Annotated in this window: 15 protein-coding genes and 2 pseudogenes; 7 read left to right on the forward strand and 10 right to left on the reverse strand. The window is 71.7% G+C overall.

All coding sequences use genetic code 11. From position 1 onward, the window contains the following. Window positions 1–65 precede the first annotated feature (65 nt). Window positions 66–626 carry an NADPH-dependent FMN reductase gene (locus tag JNW91_RS09575; protein ID WP_203174528.1) on the reverse strand — a complete coding sequence of 187 codons (561 nt, stop codon included), beginning with the start codon at window positions 624–626 and terminating at the stop codon, window positions 66–68. A 136-nt stretch (window positions 627–762) separates the two neighbouring features. Between JNW91_RS09575 and JNW91_RS09580 the strand changes: the two genes are divergently transcribed. Beyond that, window positions 763–1,227, forward strand: a complete 465-nt coding sequence (locus tag JNW91_RS09580) for a MarR family winged helix-turn-helix transcriptional regulator (RefSeq protein WP_203174529.1) — start codon at window positions 763–765, stop codon at window positions 1,225–1,227. 21 nt (window positions 1,228–1,248) lie between these two features. On the opposite strand, the gene JNW91_RS09585 is transcribed toward JNW91_RS09580, so the two are convergent. The 7 genes from JNW91_RS09585 to JNW91_RS09615 all read right to left on the reverse strand — a co-directional run bounded on the left by JNW91_RS09585 (window position 1,249) and on the right by JNW91_RS09615 (window position 11,170). Next, entirely contained in the window at window positions 1,249–3,582 is a 2,334-nt protein-coding gene (locus JNW91_RS09585) for a beta-L-arabinofuranosidase domain-containing protein (RefSeq protein ID WP_203174530.1), read from the reverse strand. 338 nt (window positions 3,583–3,920) lie between these two features. Next, a complete protein-coding gene (locus tag JNW91_RS09590) occupies window positions 3,921–5,759 on the reverse strand; it encodes an IucA/IucC family protein (protein WP_309244299.1) in 1,839 nt (612 codons plus the stop codon). After that, on the reverse strand, window positions 5,756–6,334 hold the full coding sequence (locus JNW91_RS09595) for a GNAT family N-acetyltransferase (RefSeq protein ID WP_203174531.1): 579 nt from the start codon (window positions 6,332–6,334) through the stop codon (window positions 5,756–5,758). Before JNW91_RS09595 ends, JNW91_RS09590 begins: the two co-directional genes overlap by 4 nt. Beyond that, window positions 6,331–7,605: a lysine N(6)-hydroxylase/L-ornithine N(5)-oxygenase family protein gene (locus JNW91_RS09600; RefSeq protein ID WP_203174539.1), complete on the reverse strand. Its 1,275-nt coding sequence runs from the start codon at window positions 7,603–7,605 to the stop codon at window positions 6,331–6,333. Before JNW91_RS09600 ends, JNW91_RS09595 begins: the two co-directional genes overlap by 4 nt. 34 nt (window positions 7,606–7,639) lie before the next feature. Continuing rightward, window positions 7,640–9,184: a pyridoxal phosphate-dependent decarboxylase family protein gene (locus tag JNW91_RS09605; protein WP_309244300.1), complete on the reverse strand. Its 1,545-nt coding sequence runs from the start codon at window positions 9,182–9,184 to the stop codon at window positions 7,640–7,642. A gap of 92 nt (window positions 9,185–9,276) precedes the next feature. Next, window positions 9,277–10,134: a siderophore-interacting protein gene (locus JNW91_RS09610; protein ID WP_203174532.1), complete on the reverse strand. Its 858-nt coding sequence runs from the start codon at window positions 10,132–10,134 to the stop codon at window positions 9,277–9,279. 4 nt (window positions 10,135–10,138) lie between these two features. Next, window positions 10,139–11,170, reverse strand: coding sequence for an ABC transporter substrate-binding protein (locus JNW91_RS09615; protein WP_203174533.1), 1,032 nt, complete (start codon window positions 11,168–11,170; stop codon window positions 10,139–10,141). Between the two features lie 188 nt (window positions 11,171–11,358). Here JNW91_RS09615 and JNW91_RS09620 point away from each other — a divergent pair, with 188 nt between their 5' ends. The 6 genes and pseudogenes from JNW91_RS09620 (at window position 11,359) to JNW91_RS09645 (ending at window position 18,894) form a co-directional block, all read left to right on the forward strand. Next, window positions 11,359–12,351: a FecCD family ABC transporter permease gene (locus JNW91_RS09620; RefSeq protein WP_407664294.1), complete on the forward strand. Its 993-nt coding sequence runs from the start codon at window positions 11,359–11,361 to the stop codon at window positions 12,349–12,351. A 35-nt stretch (window positions 12,352–12,386) separates the two neighbouring features. Next, window positions 12,387–13,414: pseudogene (locus JNW91_RS09625) on the forward strand (FecCD family ABC transporter permease). A gap of 29 nt (window positions 13,415–13,443) precedes the next feature. After that, window positions 13,444–14,256, forward strand: coding sequence for an ABC transporter ATP-binding protein (locus JNW91_RS09630; protein WP_203174534.1), 813 nt, complete (start codon window positions 13,444–13,446; stop codon window positions 14,254–14,256). Next, a pseudogene (locus tag JNW91_RS09635) lies at window positions 14,253–15,797 on the forward strand (penicillin acylase family protein); the annotation flags it as partial. The gene JNW91_RS09630 and the pseudogene JNW91_RS09635, both read left to right, overlap by 4 nt. 44 nt (window positions 15,798–15,841) lie before the next feature. After that, window positions 15,842–17,488, forward strand: coding sequence for an alpha-xylosidase (gene yicI, locus JNW91_RS09640; protein ID WP_309244301.1), 1,647 nt, complete (start codon window positions 15,842–15,844; stop codon window positions 17,486–17,488). Further along, window positions 17,485–18,894, forward strand: a complete 1,410-nt coding sequence (locus JNW91_RS09645; RefSeq protein WP_203174535.1) for a GH1 family beta-glucosidase — start codon at window positions 17,485–17,487, stop codon at window positions 18,892–18,894. Before yicI ends, JNW91_RS09645 begins: the two co-directional genes overlap by 4 nt. A gap of 102 nt (window positions 18,895–18,996) precedes the next feature. Here the strand turns inward: JNW91_RS09645 and JNW91_RS09650 are convergent, their stop codons facing one another. Further along, a complete protein-coding gene (locus tag JNW91_RS09650) occupies window positions 18,997–19,590 on the reverse strand; it encodes a nucleotidyltransferase family protein (protein ID WP_203174542.1) in 594 nt (197 codons plus the stop codon). 171 nt (window positions 19,591–19,761) lie between these two features. Then, window positions 19,762–21,117, reverse strand: a 1,356-nt coding sequence (locus JNW91_RS09655) for a bifunctional 3'-5' exonuclease/DNA polymerase (protein ID WP_203174536.1), incomplete at its 5' end; no start/stop codon positions are given.

Here is a 21,117-nt window from a genome sequence, read left to right on the forward strand (position 1 = left end):
ACCAGCACACGGAGGCGGCCCCGGGATTCCTCCCGTGGCCGCCTCCGGGGCTGTCCGGTACGAGGTCAGCGCTGGCGCAGCGGAGCGAGCGCGCTGCTCCAGGCGACCACCTGGTCGAGCGTGGTGGTCAGGGCGTCCTCGTGGAACTGGTTGGGCTTGAAGACGCTGAAGTTCTCGAAGTCGGTGAAGAGCGACAGCGCCACCTGGGAACGCACGTCGGCCATCTGAAGCTCGCCGGCGATCAGACGCAGGTGCTCGACGGCCCGCGCGCCACCGACCGAGCCGTAGCTGACGAAGCCGACGGCCTTGTTGTTCCACTCGGCGTAGAGGAAGTCGATCGCGTTCTTCAGGGCGCCCGACGTGGAGTGGTTGTACTCGGGGGTCACGATGATGAACCCGTCGTACGAGGCGATCGTCTCGGCCCAGCGAAGCGTGTGCGGCTTGGTGTACTGACCCATCGCCGGCGGGTACGCCTCGTCGAGGTGCGGCAGCTCGTAGTCCAGCAGGTCGATCAGCTCGTACTCCGCGTCGGAGCGCTGCTTGGCGACCTCGAGGACCCAGCGGGCGACCGCTTCCCCGTTCCGCCCGGGGCGGGTGCTGCCGAGGATGATCCCGATCCTGGTCATGGTGGCGCCTTTCAGAAGTCGTTGGGCTGACGGGCCGACGCTAGCCGATCCTTGCTTGGTCAAGCAAATGACTGCGGTGTGGTCGTCCCCACACCGTAAGTGGGCACTTGACCGATCAAGCAATTACGATGGGCGCATGGCCAGCACCCCCGCAGAGCGTCCGAAACCGCTCAGCCCGGACGAGGAGGCCCTGGTGCGCGCCCTGGGCCAGGTGATGCACGTACTGCCCCGCGCGATCGACGGCGACATGATCAGCGATCGGCAACTGCCGCTGACCGAGTACACAGCCCTGATGAACCTCTCCGAGGCACCGGACCGGCGGATGCGCATGCACGAACTCGCCGCGCTCTGCCACCTCTCGCTCAGCGGCATGACCCGAACGATCATCAGGCTGGAGACACAGGGCCTGGTCAAGCGGGAGCGGTGCGAGCAGGACGCCCGCGGCTGGAACGCCGTCCTCACCGACGCCGGCTTCGCCCGCCTGGAAGAGTCCTGGCCCAGTCACCTGGCCGCCGTACGCCGGCGGTTCCTCCAGCACTTCGAGGGCTTCGACCTGGCTCAGCTGGCACGCGCCTTCCGCGGCGCGGGGACGGCCAACTGAGCCAGGCCGGGCCGCGCCGCCCTAGGCGTTCGCCACGAGCCGCCACCGGTTGTCCGCGCTGCCGTTGTCCGGGTCCTGCACCGCCTGCGCGCCCCACGTGGTGGATCCGTTCAGAATGCCGAGCAGCTTGCCGCTGTTGACGTTGCGGATCCGGTAGGTGCCGTCGCCGTTGTCCACCAGGGTCCACCGGTGGTCGGCGGTGCCGTTGTCGGACCATTGCAGGACGCGGGCGTTGTCGGCGGTGGACATGTTCTCCACCCCGAGGACCTTCCCGCTGTTGACGTTGCGGAACCTGACCGCGTTGCCGTCGGTCACCACGACCCAGTTGTGGTCGGCCGTGCCGCTGTCACCCCACTGCACGGCGAGCCCACCGTCCGCGGTGGACATGTCCTGGATACCGAGCACCAGGCCGGTACCCACGTTGACCAGTCGGTGGCTGGCACCGCCACTGCTGCCACTGACGCTCCAGTAGACCGTGTAGTTGTAGCCGTGGGCGTCCTGGAACGGCGCGAGGTTGACCGTGGATCCGTTCGCCGTGGCGGTGAACGCCAGGGAGCTGGTGCTGGTCCGGGCGATCGACGCGACCGTGAGCGACGGAAGCGCGCTGAGCGAGGTGTTGCCGTAGTTGCCGCAGAGCACGGTCGGGCCGTACGTGACGGCGGCGACGCCGGGGTTGTCGTTGGCGGCCTGCGTGACGACCCGCATCGGCAGCCGAACGGTGATGGTGTCCCCGGAGGCCCAGGTCCGGGTGACCGTGGCGTAGCTGCCCGGCGTCGTGGCGACGTTCTGCACCACACCGTTGACGCTGACCGTCGCGCCGCTGGTCCACGCCGGGATGCGTACCCGGACACTCCACGAGCCGCTCATCGTGCCGGACAGGGTGAGGGTGCTGGTGTCACTGACCGGGTAGCTGGTGCTCTGCGTGACCGTGATCCCGCGCTCCGACCAGGTCAGCACCGACGGCGCGTAGAGGTTCACGGTCAGCGTCGTACCGTTGCGGAAGTAGATGGAGTCCATCAACCTCGTGTTGATCTCCAAGCCGGTGCCCTGGCAGCACCAGAACGAGTTGTAGTCGGTGCTCCAGGTACCGCCGCCCCACGCCGGGCCCACGCCCCGACGTCCACCCGGCCTGAGCGGGGTGAAATAGGTGATGTGGCCGTGGTTGTCGGCCGGGTTCTGTCCGCCGATCAGGTGGTTGATCAGCGCGCGCTCGTAGAAGTCGAAGTAGTCGGTCCGGTTCGGGTCGAGCAGCCACAGCTCCCGGGTCAGTTTGAGCATGTTGTACGTGTTGCACTGCTCGCACGTGTCGTTGCTGAGGTACCCGGCGATCGCGTTGGGCGCCCGGAAGTGCTCCGCCTGGCTGTTGCCGCCGATGACGTAGGTGTGCGCCCCGACGGTGATCCTCCACGCGTTGCTGGCGATGTCCCGGTAACGGGTGGTCCCGGTGGCCTTGAACTCGCGGGCGGCGCCCACCCACTTGGGCACCTGCGTGTTGGCGTGCAGGCCGGAGAGCTGGTCCTGGTTGGCAGCCAGGGGGTTGAAGACGGCGGCGTGGTCGAAGCGCTGGGCGGTGGCGAGCCACCGGGCGTCGCCGGTCTGCTGGTAGATGTCGGTCAACACGTCGTTCATGCCACCGAACTCGGTGCCCAGCATGGACTGCATCTGGCTGGCGCTCAGCCGAGCCGTCCGGGTGTCGACCCAGCCGGCGAGCCGGAGGAGCACGTCGCGGGCCTGGGTGTTGCCGGTGTAGCGCCAGACGTCGAGCAGGCCGGCGAGGGTCTTGTGGATGCAGTAGTAGGGCACGTTGCCGTTGGACAACGTCCGTGCCTCGAGCGCGGTGAAGTCGGACTCGGGGAAACCGGAGAGGTATCCCGCCGCGAAGCCGGCGGCCCCGTTGTTCGCCTGGCACTTGGCCAGCTCCGCCACCATGTAGTTCGCCTTGTCCCGGCAGGTGGTGTCGCCCAGCACCGCGTACCCGTATGCCCAGGCGCTCAGGAAGTGCCCCTGCATGTGGGTTCGGAACGGGAAGTTCGGCGCGTCCCAGCCACCGTTGGTGGCGGCGCCGTTGGTGGACAGGCGGTGGTTGGCCCGGAAGTTGTAGAGCATGCGGTCGACGTCGACGAAGCGCAGGTAGTTGAGGGTCCGGTTCTGGTTGTCCATCCAGCGGCCGGCGGTCAGCCGCACCTGACCCAGATCGAAGGGGTACGCCGAGACACCGATGTCCGCGCGGACCGGTGGGACCACGGCCGCGGAGGCGGGGTCCGCGTCGAGCGCGGTCGCGCCGGTCGCGGACAGCACTGCGGTGGCGCCGGCGGCTTGCAACACGCGGCGCCGACTGATGGGCAGGGGTGACATGGAAACCTCCACGAAGAGCGCAACAGGCGACGGAGCACAGCCGGGCGGGACGGGCTCGACAGGACGGGCAGACACGAGCGTTAGCGCTCACATCCGTGTCCGGCATGTTACGGCCGAAGGTCGCTTCTATTCAAGGTGGTGACTTTCAAATGGCTGTAGATCAGCGCAGTCACGGTTGATGATGCGCGAGCCCGCCCGGTGTTATCGATAACAACCAGGCAGGTCAAGCAGACATTCGTCCGACGCGGCGGTCAGGCCGGTGGTCAGGGTGGCGGGGAGCAGAATCGCGGTACGGAGGAAAAACCATGCCTCCATCGCACCCGCTGCCGCGACCGGTGTCACCGACGCGGGTCGTGGGCGGCCAGCGGGTTGGTCAGGGTGCCGACGAACTGGAGTGCCGCCGACGGGTCCGCGAGGTCGACCATCTGCTGGTTGTCGCGCAACTGGAGCCGGTTGAGGCAGGACAGCGTGAACTCCGGTGCGAACAGGTCGTAGCGGCGGATCCGCTCGGCCAGGTGCGGCACCCGGTCGAAGTAGTCGGCCGCGCAGGCCGCGACCGTACGCCAGAAGTCGTCCTCGGTGAGCACCCCGGCCTCGACCAGCACCGCGTTGAGGTGGCGCAGGAAGCAGTCCACCACGTCGGTGAAGATGGTCAGCAGCTTGGTGTCGTCGGGCACGTCGACCCGGATCCGCTCCACCTCCGCCGGCAGCTCGACGTCGGCGTTCATCACCGCGATCTCCTCGGCGATGTCCTTGAAGATCACCCGTTCGACGGTGTCGCGCTCGTCGAGGACCAGGATGACGTTCTCGCCGTGCGGCATGAAGGCCAGGTCGTGGGCGTAGAAGCTGTGCAGCAGCGGGGTCAGGTACGCGTCCAGGTAGCGGCGCAGCCACGCCTCGGCGGGCAGCCCGGACCGGTCGATCAGGGCCGCCGCCAGCGAACCGCCGTCGCTGTCCACGTGCAGCAGCGCGGCCATGGTGGACAGCCGCCGCCCGGGCGCCAGGTCGGGCACCGGGCTCTCCCGCCACAACGCGGCCAGCATCTTGCGGTACGGGGAGGTGCGCTCGGTGGCCGCCTCGTACTGCCGGTGCCGGTAGCCGACCGCGGCCCGCTCCCGGATGACGGTCAGCCCGCTGCCAACCAGCACCTCGTCGCCGGCGATCAGGTCCGCCAGCCAGTCGTTGATGGCGGGCGTGGCCGCCATGTACGCCGCCGACAGGCCGCGCATGAAGCCCATGTTCAGCACCGACAGCGCCGTCTTGACGTAGTGCCGGCGCGGCTCGGTGACGTTGAAGAAAGTGCGGATGGACTGCTGGGCGAGGTAACCGTCCGGCCCGGGGCCGAGATGCACCAGCCGGCGCTCGGCCAGCTCCCCGGCGAAGGTGACCGCCAACTTGTTCCACCACTGCCACGGGTGCGCCGGAATCAGGTGGTAGTCGGCGAGGTCCAGGCCGAGCTCGGCCATCGTGGCCGCGAACCGGGCCCGGGTCGGCGCGTCCAGCTCACCGCAGATCAGGGTGTCATAGTCGAGGTCGGCGGCGCTGCTGAACGTCGAGTTGTCCCGGTGCGCGGCCAGCCACTCCAGGCGTACCGGCGCGGCGACCTCCGGGGCGTAGCGGTGGTACTCGTCGACGCCGAAGCCGAGCCGGCCGTTGTTGGCCACGAAGCAGGGGTGCCCCTCGGTCATCGACGTCTCGATGGTCTGGAAGTCCGCCCCGGCCAGCTCGGTGGCGCTCGGCGCGGACCGGGCCAGCTTGTACGCGGTGCCGGCGAGCGTGGAGGTGATCTCCTCCAGGTAGACCGGCAGCACCCGCGCGGAGAGCCCGAGGGCGCCGCGCAGCTCGACGATCAGGTCCACGGCGTCCGGCGGCAGCGACGCGCCGTCCCGGTGCCGGGTGATGCTGTCGGCGTCGATCTGCCAGTGCGCCAGGGTCAACACCCGGGCCGCGAACCGGTAGGTGACCGTGCCGTCGTCGCTGCGGACCTCGTACCACTGCCGGTCGTCGTCGCCGGGCACGGGTCGGGGGGCGAGCAACCGTTCGTGGGTGAACTCGGCGAGCGCCTTGCGCACCAACAGCCGGTTGGCCCGCGCCCAGCGCTGCGGGGTGAGATGCCCGACCGGGTCACCGGTGGTCGCGGGTGCGGGGATCGGGGTGGGAACGGCGGTGGCGGTCACGCCTGGGCTCCTTCGAAGTCGGTGACGGCGGCGTGGAACTGGGCGCGGGTGCAGACGCTGAGCAGCGCGTCCTTCTCGGGCTTGGCGATCGGACCGACCACCTCGAAGCCGACGGCGGCGTTCAACGCGTGCACGGCGGTGTTGCGCACGTCCGGCTCGACCACCACCCGGACGGTGGCGGGGTCGGCGAAGAGCCACGCCATGACGGTGCCGAGCACCGCCCGGGTGAAGCCGTGTACGGGAGCACCGGTGGGCGCGCAGAGGAAGTGCATGCCCACGTCGCCGGGCTGGTGGTCGTACAGGCCGACCAGCTCGACGTGGGCCGGGTCGTAGCGTTCGGCGAGGAAGGCGGGGGTCCCGCGCCACAGACCGAGGTACGCGTCGTGGTGCGGGTGGTCGGCGATCCGTCGGTACTCCTCGGCGACCTGGGCCTCGTCGGCGTCCTGCATGAGCCAGAACGACGCCTTCGGGTGGGTGACCCAGGTGTGCAGCAGGGCGGCGTCGGCGTCCGGGTCGACGGTACGCAGCGCGAACGCGCCGAGCCGCTCGTCGACGCGGGTGAAGACGGTGGTCACGACGACACCCCGAACTCCTGGAAGGTGATGCTCTTCTCGATCGGGTAGTACTCCCGGCCGAGCAGCTCACGGATGATCCACGAGTTGCGGTAGGCGCCCATGCCCAGATCCGGTGAGGTGATGCTGTGCGTGTGGGTGCCCGCGTTCTGTAGGAAGATGCCCCGCCCGGTGTGGTCGATGCTGTAGTTGCGGGCCACGTCGAAGCGGCCGTGGGCGTCCCAGCGGATCCGGTCGCGAACCGGGGTGAGGAACGTCGGCACCTGGTAGCGGTAGCCGGTGGCCAGCACCAGCCCCTCGGTACGCAGGGCGAGGTCCCGCTCCTGCTCCACCTGACGCAACCTCAGCGTGTACGCCCCGTCCTGGTGCGTGGCGCCGACCAGCTCGGTGTTGGTGAGCAGGCGAGTGTTCACCGGCCCGTCGACGCTGCGCGCGTAGAGCAGGTCGAAGATGTCGTTGATCAGGTCGGCGTTGATCCCCTTGAACAGGCCCTTCTGCTCGGCCTCCAGCCGGTAACGGGTCACCTCGGGCAGCGCGTGGAAGTAGTCCACGTAGTCCGGTGAGGTCATCTCCAGCGTCAGCTTGGTGTATTCGAGGGGGAAGAACCGGGGCGAGCGGGTCACCCAGTTCAGCTGGTAGCCGTACCGGTCGATGTCACCGAGCAGATCGCGGTAGATCTCGGCGGCGCTCTGCCCGCTGCCGACCACGGTGATGCTGCGCTTGGTGCTAAGCGCCGCCCGGTGCTCCAGGTAGCGCGAGTTGTGCACGGCGCCGGGCAGGCCGGCGACGGCGTCGGGCAGGTGCGGCGGGGTGCCGGTGCCGAGCACGAGGTGTCGGGCCCGGTACTCGACGCTCTCCCCCTCGCCGGCGCTCGCCCGCACCACGTACCGGTCGTCGGCGGTGTCGAACTCGACAGTGGTCACGGTCTGCCCGAAGCGGAGGTTGGGCAGCTTCGCCGCCGCCCACCGGCAGTACGCGTCGTACTCGCTGCGCAGCGGGTAGAAGCTCTCCCGGATGTAGAACGGGTAGAGCCGGCCGATCTCCTTGAGATAGTTGAGGAAGGAGTACGGCGAGGTCGGGTCGGCGAGGCTGACCAGGTCGGCGATGAACGGGGTCTGCAACCGGGCCGACTCCAGCAGCATGCCGGGGTGCCAGGCGAGACTCGGGCGGGCCTCCAGGAACACGCCGTCCAGTTCGTCGATCGGCGCGGTGAGGCAGGCCAGGCCCAGGTTGTACGGGCCGAGCCCGATGGCGATGAAGTCGTGGGTGGGCATCCGAGTCTCCAGGCGCGGTTTCGTGGTCACCGGGTCAGCCGACGGGGCAGGTCAGCTCGGCGGTGGTGCGGTCATGCACGTACCGGCCGGCGTGGGTCGCGATCAGGTCGAGCACGTGGCCGACGTCCTCGACGGTGGTGGCGGGGTTGAGCAGGGTGAACTTCAAGAAGTGCAGGCCGTCCACCCGGGTCCCGGCGACCACGGCGAGGCCGGACGCGGCCAAGGCCTCCCGGGCGTACAGGTTGGCGGCGTCGGCCAGCTCCCGGCCCGGGCCGGTGGGCAGGTAGCGGAAGACCACCGTGCTCAACTGCGAGCGGGTCACCACCTCGAAGCGGGGGTCCTCGCTGACCAGCTGCCACGCGTCGGCGGCCCGGTCGACCACCTCGTCGAAGAGCGCGCCGAGCGCGTCGGGCCCCATCACCCGCAGCGTCAGCCAGAGCTTCAACGCGTCGAAACGGCGGGTGGTCTGCAGGCTCTTGTCGACCTGGTTGGGGATGCGCTGCTCGACCATCCGCGCCGGGTTGAGGTAGTCGGCGTGGTAGGTGGCGTGCCGCAACACCCGCCGGTCGCGGACCAGCAGCGCGCTGGAGCTGACCGGCTGGAAGAACGACTTGTGGTAGTCGACGGTCACCGAGTCGGCCCGCTCGATGCCGTCGAGCAGGTGCCGGCGCGTCGGCGAGACGAGCAGCCCGCAGCCGTACGCGGCGTCCACGTGCAGCCACACGCCGGCCGCCGCGCAGATCCCGGCCAGTTCCGCGAGCGGGTCGATGGAGCCGAAGTCGGTGGTGCCGGCGGTGCCGACGACGGCCATCACCACCAGTCCGGCCTGCCGGCACCGGACGATCTCGTCGCGGACAGCGGAGGGGCGGATCCGACGCCGGCCGTCGGTGGGGACCGCGATCACCGCGTCCGGGGAGAGGCCGAGAAGCTTGGCCGACTTCTGCACGCTGAAGTGACCGGCCGCCGAGGTGAGCACCCGCAGTCGGGGCAGGAGCTCGGCGCGGGCCGCCGGGCCGAGCGCGTCCGCGCACGCCTCCTCCCGGGCCAGCAGCAGCGCCTGGAGGTTGGACTGGCTGCCTCCGCTGGTGAACACGCCGTCGGCGTCCGGGCCGAGGCCGATCCGCTGGGCGGTCCAGTCGATCAGGCGCCGCTCGATGAGGGTGGCCCCGGCGCTCTGGTCCCAGGTGTCCAGCGACGAGTTCACGGCCGTGAGCACGGCCTCGCCGAGCAGCGCCGGGATGACCACCGGGCAGTTGAGGTGCGCGAGGTAGCGGGGATGGTGAAACCAGACGGCGTCGCGCAGGTAGACGTCCTCCAGCTCGTCCAGGGCGGCGCCGGCGTCACCCAGCGGCCGGTCCAGGTCCACGCGGTCGACCACGGGGGCCAGCTCGGCCGGCGTGATGCCGGTGCCGGGCCGGTCCACACCGGACACCCGCCGGACGACCCGGTCGACGCCGTCGGCGATCGCCTGCCGGTACTGCTCGACCGAGCCCTGGTTCAGCAGCTGTGCCCGCGCGGCGGCCGGCGCGGTCGCCGGCGCCGGTGGCGTGGTCTCGACGGAATACGTCGGCACGGTCACGGATGTCCTCCACGTTCTCGACGATGGGCAGCCGGAACCCACCCCGGCGCGCCGTCGCGCCGCGGTCGTGCTGCCTTCGATGGTGTCGCTACTCAGGCGGTGGCGCCGGCCAGCGCCTCGGCACGCACGTCCTCTTCGGACAGCCCACGTCGCCAGTAGCCGGCGAAGGTCACCCGTCGGCGGTCGAACCCCCGCTCGCCCACCAGGTGCCGGCGCAGCGCCCGCACCGCACCGGCCTCGCCGGCGATCCAGGCGTACGGGGTGCCGGCGGGCAGCCGGGCGGCGCGGATCGAGCTGACCAGCAGGTCACTGCCGGGTGCGGTGCTGCCGCGCACGATCCAGCGGATCTCGGCGTCGGCGGCGGTGGGCAGCTCGGTGATGTCGGCGGCGTCCGGCACCTCGATCCAGGCGCGCACCGGGGTGCCGGAGGGCAGCCAGGCCAGGATCCCCGCCGCGGCCGGCAGCGCGGTCTCGTCGGCAGCCAGCACCACGACATCGGTGTCGTCCGGCGGGCGGAAGCAGACACTGCGGTTGTCGTACACCGCGGGGCCGAGCAGCAGCACCCGGTCGCCGGGCCCCGCGAGGGCGGCCCAGCGCGAGGCGGGGCCGGTGTCGCCGTGGCTGACGAAGTCGATGTCCACCTCGCCGGCGGCCGGGCGGTGCTCCCGGATGGTGTACGAGCGCATCACCGCGCGGACGTCCGGCGGGAGCGCCCGCCAGGCGCCGAACCAGTCGTCGCCCTGCTCGATCGGGACCACCGGTGCGTGCTGCCCGGGGTGCGGCAGGAACAGTGACACGCTCTGGTCCCGCCCGCCGCCGGCGAAGTCGACCAGCTCCGGGCCACCGAAGGTGATCCGGATCAGCGAGGCGCCGACCCGGCGTGCCCGCACGACGTGCGCGGCGAAGAAGCGGTACTGCAGGGCGACGGGTTCGACGGTGCTCGTACTCATGGCGTCAGCTGACCTTCTTCGCGTTCCGGACGGCGGTGGCGAGGTTTTCCAGCAGCGGCGCCGCCCCGGCGTACGAGAAGCGGGGCACCGCGTCCCACGGCGTCACCTGGTTGGCCCTGACCGCCGGCAGTTGCTGCCAGGTCGGCTTGGCGGCGAGGTCCTTGGGCTGCAAAGCGGTGCTGCGGTTGTCCAGCAGGATCAGGTCGGCCGGGAACTTGCCGGTGTTCTCCCAGCTCAGCGCCTCGAAGTAGTCGCCGGCTTCGAGCTTGGTCGGTACGACGATGTCCACGCCCAGCTCGGCGAAGTACATGAGGTCGGTGCTGACCTTCGGGTTGGAGACGTAGAACAGGTCGGGGCTGCCGGAGCAGGCCATCACCTTGATGCCGGGGTTGGCCTTGACCGCCTGGCGGACCGCCTCGGCGGCGGCGTCGAAGCGGGTCTTCGCGTCGGTGACCTTCTTCGCGGACAGGTCCGCGCCGAGCGACTCGGCCAGCGCGGCGTACCGCTCGATCGGCTTGGTCATCGGCACCCGGGCGGTGGTGACCGCCACGCTGGGCGCGAGCGGCAGGATCTTGTCCTTGCTCTCGTCCGGCACGTACCAGAGCGCGTCCGGGTCGTACATGTGGGTGACCAGCAGCTCGGGACGCAGCGCCGCGTACTTTTCCAGGCTGAACTCGCCCCACACGTTGCCGATGATCTCCACGGCCTCGACGTTCAGGTCGCCCGCCTGCGGGTCGACCGAGCCGTCGGTGCGCTTGGTCTCGCCGAACACGCCAACGAGCTGCTTGTCGAGACCGAAATCGACCAACGCCGCCGCCACTCCGGTGAAGGCCACCACACGGCTCGGGCGGGCCGCCGCCTCGATCTTCTTGCCACGGTCGTCGGTGAATGACCAGGGGCCGCCTCGGTTGCTGGAAGTGGGTTTGGCGGCATCGTCCTTGCCGCAGCCGGCGAGCAGGGCGGCCAGCGTGGCGGCGCCACCGGCGGCCAGCAGGCCACGACGAGAGAGCCGACGGGAGGACAGTGCATCGGGCATGGTGTCGTCTTTCGATCAAGGAAGGGCCGGGGTCGACCGGGACAGCGGGGTTAGGTTAGCCTAACCTCGGTCGTTGTCAACAGCGGTACCGACGTGTCGCCACAACTCCGGAGCCCACACTGGACGCCACACCCACCGTCACCAGACCGGCACCAGGCGTGTCGGTGAGGTCCACGGCCCCTCCCCCGGTGCGGCGGCAGGCGGCCCGCGCCGCCGGTCTGCTCGGCGCCGTGGCGCTGCTCGGGGTGATCCTGCTGCTCAGCATCGCGGTCGGCGCGAAGTCGTTGCCGCTCGCCGACGTCTGGTCCGGTCTGCTGCACCGCGATGCCACCGAGTACGCCGTGGTGCACCGGATGCGCCTGCCGCGTACGCTGCTCGGGCTACTCGCCGGCACGGCGCTCGGCGTGGCCGGCGCGGTGATGCAGGCCCTCACCCGCAACCCCCTCGCCGATCCCGGGCTGCTCGGCATCAACGCCGGCGCGTCCGCCGCCGTCGCCACCGCCGCCACCTTCCTGGGCGTCACCGCCATCGGCGGGTACGTCTGGTTCGCGCTGCTCGGCGCGGCGGTGGTCACCGCGCTCGTCTACGCCGTGGGCGGCGGACGCGGCGCCACCCCGGCCCGCCTGGCACTGGCCGGCGCCGCGCTGAACGCCACCCTCTACTCGTACGTGAGCGCGGTGATGCTGCTGGACACCGCCTCGCTGGACCGGCTGCGGTTCTGGACGGTCGGCTCACTGGCCAGCGCGGACTCCGCGACCGTGGCCCGGGTCGCGCCTTTCATCGTCGTCGGTCTGCTGGTCGCCCTCGGCGCCGCCCGACCGCTGAACGCCCTCACGCTCGGCGACGACACGGCGCGGGCCCTGGGCGCCCGGCCGGCGCTGATCCGCGCCGCCGTGATCGTCGCGGTCACGCTGCTGTGCGGCGCGGCGACAGCCGCCTGCGGCCCGATCGTCTTCGTCGGACTGCTGGTGCCACACCTCGTCCGCGCCCTGACCGGTCCCGACCTGCGCTGGCTGCTGCCGTACTGCGCGGTGCTCGCGCCGGTGCTGCTGCTCGGCGCCGACGTGCTCGGCCGGGTGCTGGGCCGCCCGGGTGAGCTTCAGGTCGGCATGGTGACCGCCGTGCTCGGCGGCCCGCTCTTCCTCTGGCTGGTCAGCCGTTCGCGGGTGGCGCACCCGTGAGCCAGCGTAGCGAGCGAACCAGCAGGCTCAGCACCGTGACCGTTCTCCGTACCCCCGGTGGTTTTTCGTTGCGGTTCCGCCCTCGTGCGCTGGCCGTCGGCGCCGGTGCCGCGCTGCTCGCGGCCGGGCTCGGCCTGGTCGCCGTCGGCAGCGGCGACTACCCGATGGGCCCGGCGACGTGCTGCGCACCCTGGCCGGCGGCGGCTCCCCGGCGGAACAGTTCATCGTGACCGAGCTGCGGCTGCCCCGGCTGGTCACCGCCCTGCTGGTCGGCGCGGCGCTGGCGTTGGCCGGCACGGTGTTCCAGTCACTGGTCCGCAACCCGCTGGGCAGCCCGGACATCCTCGGCTTCACCCAGGGCGCGTCGACCGGCGCGCTGGTGGTGGTCGTCCTCGGCGGCAGCAGCCTGGCCCTCGCGGGCGCCGCGGTCGTCGGTGGGCTCGGCACCGGCCTGCTGATCTACGCGCTCGCCTGGCGGCGCGGGGTGCACGGCTACCGGCTCATCCTGGTCGGCATCGGCGTCGCCGCGATCCTCACCGGCGTCAACGGCTACCTGCTGACCCGGGCACCGCTGATGGACGCCGCCCGCGCGGTGCTCTGGCTCACCGGCAGCCTGGACGGGCGGGGCTGGGCCAACGCCGGGCCGCTGCTCGCCGTCATTGCCGTGCTGGCACCGCTGGTGCTCGTCGGCTGCGCTCCGGCGCTGCGGATGATGGAGCTGGGCGACGACACCGCCGGCGCCCTCGGCGTGCCGGTACGCCGGCTGCGACTGGTGCTGCTCGCCTCGGCGGTGCTGTTGGTGTCGTTCGCGGCGGCCGCCGCCGGCCCGGTGTCGTTCGTGGCGCTCGTCGCGCCGCACGTGGCCAAACGGCTGACCCGGGCGGCCGGACCCAACCTGTTGCCGTCGATGGCCGTCGGCGCGGCGTTGCTGGTCGGCGCCGACCTGCTGGCCCAACGCGCGTTCGCCGGGCACCAACTTCCGGTCGGCGTGGTGACCGGGGTGATCGGCGGCGGCTACCTGGTCTGGCTGCTGGCCGCCGAACGCCGGGCGGGTCGGCTGTGAACACCCGCGACCCCCTCGAAGGAGCGCTCATGCACCCCGGCAGCACCCGGCTCGGCGGCACCGCCCTGACCCTCGCCTACGACCGGCGCGTCATCGCCGAGAACCTGACCGTGGCGGTGCCGGACCGGTCGTTCACGGTGATCATCGGCCCGAACGCGTGCGGCAAGTCGACCCTGCTGCGCGCGTTGTCGCGGATGCTGCGCCCGAGCGCCGGCGCGGTGCTGCTGGACGGGCGGGACATCCACGGCCAGTCGGCCCGCGCGGTGGCCCGCACCCTGGGCCTGCTGCCGCAGTCGTCGATCGCGCCGGACGGCATCAGCGTCGCCGAGCTGGTCGCCCGGGGCCGCTACCCCCACCAGGGGCTGCTGCGGCAGTGGTCGCGCGAGGACGAGCGGGTGGTCGAGGAGTCGATGGCCGCCACCGGGGTCGACGACCTCGCCGACCGGCTGGTCGACGAGCTGTCCGGGGGGCAACGGCAGCGGGTGTGGCTGGCCATGGCGTTGGCCCAGCAGACCCCTCTGCTGCTGCTCGACGAGCCGACCACGTACCTGGACATCGCCCACCAGATCGAGATCCTGGACCTCTGCGCCCGCCTGCACGAGGAGCAGGGCCGCACACTTGTCGCCGTGCTGCACGACCTCAACCACGCGGCCCGCTACGCCACCCACCTCATCGCCATGCGCGACGGTCGGGTGGTGGCCGCCGGCGACCCGGCGACGGTGGTCACCGCCGACCTGGTCGCCGAGGTCTTCGGGCTGCCCTGCCGGGTGATCGACGACCCGGAGACCGGCACCCCGCTGGTCGTCCCCGCCGCTCGCCGCCGAGCGACCGAGCCGGCATGAGCACCTGGCGTTTCCGCGACCCGTGGGGCGTGCCGCACCTGCGCGCCGACGACCCGCTCGCCCTGGCGGCCGAGCAGGGCCGGGTGACCGCGTACGACCGGGCGTGGCAGATCGAGGTGGAACGGCACCGGTCCCAGGGCACCAGCGCCGCCTTCCTCGGCGCCGATGCGCTCGCCTGGGACCGGTTCGCCCGGCAGGTCCGACTCGACGACACCGCCCGCCGCTGCCACACCGCCCTCGATGAGGCGACCGCCGAGTGGGTGGGCGCGTACGTGGCCGGTGTGAACGCCGGCCTCGCCGCCGGGGCGGCCCGGTCACCGGAGTTCGCCGCCACCGGGCTGACTCCGGGGCGGTGGGAGCCGTGGACGCCGCTCGCGGTCTGGCTGGGCCATCACATCCTGTTCGCCGGGTTCCCCGGCAAGCTCTGGCGCGAGCACGTGGCGCAGCGGCTCGGCCCGGGCGCGGTCGAGGCGTTCGCCACCGACGGGCCGTCCGTCGCCGGCAGCAACGGGTGGCTGCTCGCCGCCGAGCGCACCGGCACCGGCGCCGCGCTGCTCGCCGGCGACCCGCACCGGTTCCTTGAGGATCCGGGCGTCTACCAGCAGATCCGGTTGGCCTGCCCGGAGTACGACGTGGTCGGGTTCGCGGTGCCGGGCGTGCCGGGCATCGCGCACTTCGGGCACACCGGCGCGGTGGCCTGGGCGATCACCAACGCGATGGCCGACTACCAGGACGTGTACGCCGAGCGGCTGCGCCGCGACGGCCCCCGGGTGCGGGCGCTCGGACCGGACGGCTGGCGGCCGGTGCACCGACACGTCGAGACGATCGAGGTGGCCGGGGCGGCCCCGGTCGAGGTGGAGGTGCTGGAGACCGACCGGGGCCCGGTGATCGCCGGCGGACCGGACGAGGCGACCGCGCTGAGCCTGCGCTACCCGCCCCGGGTCCGCGCCGAGCTGGGCTTCGCCGCGCTGCCCGAGCTGCTGCGCGCCCGCACCGTTGCCGATGTGGACCGCGCGCTGCGGCACTGGGTGGAGCCGGTCAACGTGGTGCAGGCGGCGGACACCGCGGGTGGGCTGCTGCACCGGGTCGCCGGGGCGGTGCCGGTGCGACATCCGGACAACGGCCGGCGGGTGGTCCCCGCCTGGGAGGACCGGCACACCTGGCGGGGCTGGTACGCGCCGATGCCCCGCACTGAGGTGGTTGGTCGGGCGGTGATGGCCAACGAACGCGGGCTGGCGGCGCCGCTCGGCGTCGAGTTCGCCCCGCCGCACCGCGCGCGTCGGATCGCCGAGCTGCTCGACGGCGGTCGGAACTGGACGGCCGCGCAGATGGCCGCCGTGCACACCGACACGTACCTGGGCTCGGCCGGGCCGCTGCTGGCGGTGCTGGCCGGGTTGACGGGGCTCGGCCCGGACGCCGCCGCGCTGCGCGACCGGCTGCTGCGCTGGGACCGTCGGATGGCCACCGACAGCACCGACGCCGCCGACTTCGCCACCGTGCGGGCAACCGTCGTACGTCGGATCGCCGCCCACCCGACCCTCGGGGTACGCGGGCGCTCCGGCCAGCGAGCAGGCGTACCAAGAACGTGCCGTTCTATCTCAGCAGCGCCGGCTACGGGGTGTTCGTCGACCACCCGGAGCACGTGTCGTTCGAGGTCGGCTCCGAGGTCGTCACCCAGACCCAGTTCAGCGTCGAGGGTCAGACCCTCACCTACTACGTCATCGACGGACCCACCCCGAAGGACGTGCTGCGCCGCTACACGGCGCTGACCGGTCGGCCCGCCCGCGTGCCCGCCTGGTCGTACGGGCTGTGGCTGTCCACGTCGTTCACCACCTCGTACGACGAGAAGACGGTGACCGAGTTCGTCGACGGGATGGCCGAGCGTGGGCTTCCGCTGTCGGTGTTCCACTTCGACTGCTTCTGGATGCGCCAGTTCCACTGGGTCGACTTCGTCTGGGACCCGGCGACCTTCCCCGACCCGGAGGGGATGCTGCGCCGGCTGCACGAACGCGACCTCAAGGTGTGCGTCTGGATCAACCCGTACATCGCGCAGCGCTCCTACCTGTTCGAGGAGGGCCGCGAGGCCGGCTACCTGGTCCGCAACCCCGACGGCTCGGTCTGGCAGTGGGACAAGTGGCAGGCCGGCATGGCGCTGGTCGACTTCACCAACCCGGACGCGGTCCGCTGGTTCACCGGCAAGCTCAAGGCCCTGCTGGACATGGGCGTCGACTGCTTCAAGACCGACTTCGGTGAGCGCATCCCGACCGACGTGGTGTGGCACGACGGCTCGGACCCGCAGCGGATGCACAACTACTACTCCTACCTGTACAACAAGGCGGTCTTCGAGCTGTTGGAGACCGAACGCGGGAAGGGCGAGGCGGTGCTGTTCGCCCGCTCGGCCACCGCCGGCGGGCAGCAGTTCCCGGTGCACTGGGGTGGCGACTGCGAGTCCACGTTCGTCGCGATGGCCGAGTCGCTGCGCGGCGGGCTGTCGCTGGCGGCGTCCGGCTTCGGCTACTGGAGCCACGACATCGGCGGCTTCGAGGGCACCCCCGACCCGGCGGTGTTCAAGCGGTGGATCGCGTTCGGGCTGCTCTCCTCGCACTCCCGGCTGCACGGCTCCGGCTCGTACCGGGTGCCGTGGGCGTACGACGACGAGGCCGTCGACGTGCTGCGACACTTCACGCAGCTCAAGCTCAGCCTGATGCCGTACCTCGCCGCCGCCGCGCAGGAGGCGCACCGCGACGGTACGCCGATGATGCGCCCGATGATCGTGGAGTTCCCGGACGACCCGGCCACGGCGCACCTGGACCGGCAGTACATGCTCGGCTCCGACGTGCTGGTCGCGCCGGTGCTCAGCGCCGACGGGGAGGTCACCTTCTACGTGCCCGCCGGCACCTGGACGCACCTGGTCACCGGCGCGCAGGTCACCGGGCCGGCGTGGGTGACCGAGAAGCACGGGTACGACAGCCTGCCCGTGCTGGCCCGCCCCGGCGCGGTCATCCCGTTCGGCTCCCGCACCGACCGGCCGGACTACGAGTGGGCCGACGACGTGCGGCTGCGGCTCTACGCACCGGCCGAGGGGCAGCGGACCCGGGTACGGGTACCGTCACCCGGGCACGGTCCGGGCGCCGAGTTCGAGGTGCGCTACGACGGTGTCACGGCCAGCGCCGAACTGGTCGCCGGCGCCTCGACGGGCTACATCTGCGAGATCCAGGGGACGGAACGATGACGCAACACCACTTCCCGGAGAGCTTCCTCTGGGGGTCGGCGACTGCCGCGTACCAGATCGAGGGCGCCGCTGCCGAGGACGGCCGCGGACCGTCCATCTGGGACACGTACAGCCACACTCCCGGGCGGACGCTGAACGGCGACACCGGTGACGTGGCCGCCGACCACTACCACCGGTGGCAGCAGGACCTGGACCACATCGCCGAGCTGGGCCTGGGCGCGTACCGGTTCTCGGTCTCCTGGCCCCGGGTGCAGCCGGGCGGTTCGGGCCGGTTCAACCAGGCCGGCATCGACTTCTACTCGCGGCTGGTGGACGGGCTGCTGGAGCGGGGCGTCCGCCCGGTGGCCACCATGTACCACTGGGACCTGCCGCAGGAGTTGGAGGAGGCCGACGGCTGGGCGTCCCGGGACACGGCGCTGCGCTTCCAGGAGTACGCCGCCGGCATCGTCGGCGCGCTGGGCGACCGGGTGCACACCTGGACCACGCTGAACGAGCCGTGGTGCTCCGCGTACCTGGGCTACGCCTCCGGCGTACACGCGCCGGGCCGGACCGAACCGGCGGCGGCGCTGGCCGCGGTGCACCACCTCAACCTCGCCCACGGCCTGGCCGGGCGGGTGGTCCGGGAGCTGGCGCCGGCCGCCGAGCTGTCGGTGACGCTGAATCTGCACGTCATCCGGCCGGCCTCGGATTCCGAAGCCGACCGGGATGCGGTGCGGCGGATCGACGCGCTCGCCAACCGGGCGTTCCTCGGCCCGATGCTGGACGGGGAGTACCCGGCCGACCTGCTCGCCGACACCGCGTCGGTCACCGACTGGTCGTTCGTCCGCGAGGGCGACGAGAAGCTGATCGCGGTGCCGCTGGACGTGCTCGGGGTGAACTACTACTCCAGCACCCTGGTCCGGGCCTGGGACGGGGTGTCGGCCCGCTCCGACGCCGACGGGCACGGCGCCTCCACGTCGACGCCGTGGGTCGCCGCCGAGCGCGTCGACTTCCTGCCGCAGCCCGGCCCGTACACCGCGATGGGTTGGAACATCGACCCGCCGGCCCTGACGGAGCTGCTGCTGCGGCTGCACCGGGAGTACCCCAGCCAGCCGATGATGATCACCGAGAACGGCGCGGCCTTCGACGACGTGGTGTCGGACGACGGCCGGATCCACGACGACCGGCGGATCGACTACCTGCGCGGACACATCGGCGCGATGGCCGACGCCCGCGCTCAGGGTGCGGACGTTCGCGGCTACTTCGTCTGGTCGCTGCTGGACAACTTCGAGTGGGGCTACGGCTACGACCGCCGCTTCGGGATCATCCGCGTCGACTACGACACGCAGGTCCGCACCTGGAAGGACAGCGCCTACTGGTACCAGCGGCTCGCCGCCACCGGCGAACTGGACCAGGCCCAGGAGTAAACGTCCCACCCTGCCGGGTCGATCATGGAGTTGTGGTGGGCGACAAATTAGCTGCTAGAGCACTAAATTGGGCACCACAACTCATGATGACGAGGGTCGGCCCTAGACGCCTACCCGCTGGGGCGGGACGGTCAGGCCGTAGAGCGCCATCAGCTCCGGTGTGTCGACCCGGCTGCCGTCGGCCACCGAGTCGCAGGCGATGTCGACGATCTGGTCCTTGTGCGCCAGCAGGTACGGGCGGGCGCCCACGTCGGCGCTGGCCAGGGTGGCGATGCCGGGCCAGTGCCGGCGGCCGAACAGCATCGGGTAGCCGCGTAACCCGTCGTAGGTGGCGCAGACCAGCACGTCCGGGTAGGGCAGCGCGGCCACCCGGCGAACCGCCGCGGCGGTCAGGCCCGGCATGTCGACCGGGACCACCACCACCGCCTCGATCCCCTCGTCGTCCATGGCGGCCAGGCCGGCCCGGATGGACGAGCCGACCCCGGTGCCCCACGCTTTGTTGATCACAACGGTGGCCCTGCCCAGGTCGGCGGTTTCCCGGACCTGATCGGCGGCGGCACCCAGCACGACCACGATCTGCTCGCAGCCCGCCTTGGTCATCGTGTCGATCATCTGGTTGACCAGGGGCTTCTCGCCCTGGTGCAGCAGGGCCTCGGGACCACCGATCCGTCGTCCCCCGCCTGCGGCGATGATCATTGCTGCGATCCGGTTCAGCTGCGCCCCCTCCAGCACGGGACCGAGCGTGACCGGTCGGCCCCTCCTACGGACACTGCAACGAGGACGGCCGCTCACGGGTGGCGGGGCGAAAAGGAGAAATAGTGCAACCGTTACGCATCGGAGCCCGACAGTCGACCTCCGTCGACGGGCTCAGGCCGCGTCGGCGTAGCAGTCGACGATGGACAGATCCAGCGGAAAACGGACCGGTGTGGCACCGAACAGCAGCGCCGACGCCCGCTCCCCCGCCCGCCTGACAGCCTCGGCGACGTCGGCGGCCTCGCCTTGCGGGGCGTGCACGATCACCTCGTCGTGCTGGAAGAAGACCAACTCGGCGGCGCTGCCGGACAGCTCCGTACGCAGTGTCGCCAGCAACGTCGACGCCCACTCCGCGGCGGTGGCCTGGATGACGAAGTTACGGGTGAACCGCCCTCTCGACCGGGCGGCCCGCGCCCGGGGACCCCGCGGATCGGCCGCCGCGTCCGGATCGACCGGCGCCTCGTCGGGATCACCGAACCCGAGCGCGCCCGGCGGGCACGTCCGCCCCAGCCAGGAGCGCACCAGCCCACCCGCCTCACCGGTGCGCGCCGCCGCCTCGACGAAGCCGAACGCCGTCGGGTAACTGCGCTTGAGCACCGCCAACGCGGGCACCGCTGCCCCGCCGGTCTGCCCGTACATCGCGCCGAGCAGCGCCACCTTGGCTCGTGCCCGGTCACCACCGAACGAGTCCCGGGCGAGCGCGGCGTAGAGATCGCCGGCACCGCCCGCCGCCGCCAGCCGGGCATCACCGGAGACCGCCGCCAGGACGCGCGGCTCCAACTGACCGGCGTCGGCGACCACCAGCCGCCAGCCCGGGTCGGCCACCACCGCCCGGCGGATCACCTTCGGGATCTGCAGGGCGCCACCGCCACGGGTCGCCCAGCGGCCGGACACCACCCCACCCGGCACGTACTCCGGCTGGAACCGCCCGTCGCGCACCCACTGCTCACGCCAGGACCAGCCGTGCGCCGTCCAGATCCGGTACAGCTCCTTGTATTCCAGCACCAGTGGCACCGCCGGATGGTCCACCCCGCGCAACACCCAGGCCCGGGTGTTGGGCAGCTCCACGCCGACCCGGGCGAACGCCTTCAACAGCTCGGCCGGAGAGTCGGCGTGCAACCGACGGACGCCGAACGCGTCGGCCATCCGGGCCGCCAACTCGGCCAACCGACGCGGCGGCCCGCCCACCGGAGACGGCTCGCCCAGCAGCTCGGCGAGGATCGCGTCGTGCACCTCGGCGCGCCAGGGCAGCCCGGCGACACCCATCTCCACGGCGATCAGCGCACCGGCCGACTCGGCGGCCACCAGCAGCCGGAACCGCCCCGGGTGCTCGGTGGTGGCGACCCGGGCGAGCTGGTCGGCGTACACCTGGGTCAGTGCCTCGATGCCCGGGCCCGGCGGGCCCGGCAGCGTGTCGAAGAGCGCGCCCTGGCCGTGCCCCGGGCGGGCGCCGGGGGCGCGCGGCGGCGG

This window comes from Micromonospora parastrephiae, assembly GCF_016802865.1.
GTDB classification, from domain to species: domain Bacteria; phylum Actinomycetota; class Actinomycetes; order Mycobacteriales; family Micromonosporaceae; genus Micromonospora; species Micromonospora parastrephiae.